The sequence below is a fragment of the Vibrio sp. 1078-1 genome (genome assembly GCF_033340475.1).
Window position 1 is genome coordinate 1 of record NZ_JAWOWM010000450.1, and the last position, 652, is coordinate 652.

At 43.9% G+C, this 652-nt stretch carries 2 protein-coding genes; both read left to right on the forward strand.

What is annotated here, in order from left to right:
* Positions 1-517 (forward strand): class I SAM-dependent methyltransferase (locus R7190_RS28130; protein WP_318137958.1); only part of this gene is annotated, 517 nt, incomplete at its 5' end.
* A 28-nt stretch (positions 518-545) separates the two neighbouring features.
* Positions 546-652, forward strand: a 107-nt coding sequence (locus R7190_RS28135; protein ID WP_318137959.1) for a glutaredoxin family protein, incomplete at its 3' end; no start/stop codon positions are given.

Consider the following 652-nt stretch of genomic DNA (forward strand, 5'->3'; position numbering starts at 1 on the left):
CTTAGGCGAAATGGCTCAAGGCAAAGATTTCTTGAACCTATTTGCTTACACAGGTAGTGCAACAGTACACGCGGCAGTTGGCGGAGCTCGTTCAACAACGACAGTTGACATGTCAAACACTTACCTGAACTGGGCAAAAGACAATATGCAGTTGAATGGTTGTATTGGACGCCAACATCGCTTTGAGCAAGCCGATTGTCTGCAGTGGCTTGAAAATGCAAAAGGCGAATACGACCTTATCTTTATTGATCCACCGACGTTTTCAAACTCAAAACGTATGGAAACGTCATTCGACGTGCAACGTGACCATATCAAGCTAATGACGAACTTGAAACGTTTGTTACGAGCAGGCGGTACGATTGTGTTCTCGAACAATAAACGTCACTTTAAGATGGATGAAGAAGGGTTGGCTGAGCTAGGACTAAAAGCTCAGAATATTTCATCGCAAACTCTGCCTTTGGATTTTTCTCGAAACAAACACATCCATAACTGCTGGTTAGTGACACACGCAGAGTAAAGAAACGATTGAGTATAAGGACGTATAAGTGCTGACATTGTATAGCACAGAGGGGTGCCATCTTTGTGAGATGGCATTTGCTCTAGTAAGCCAGGTCGGCCTGGCGGAACAAACAGATATTATCGATATCGCATT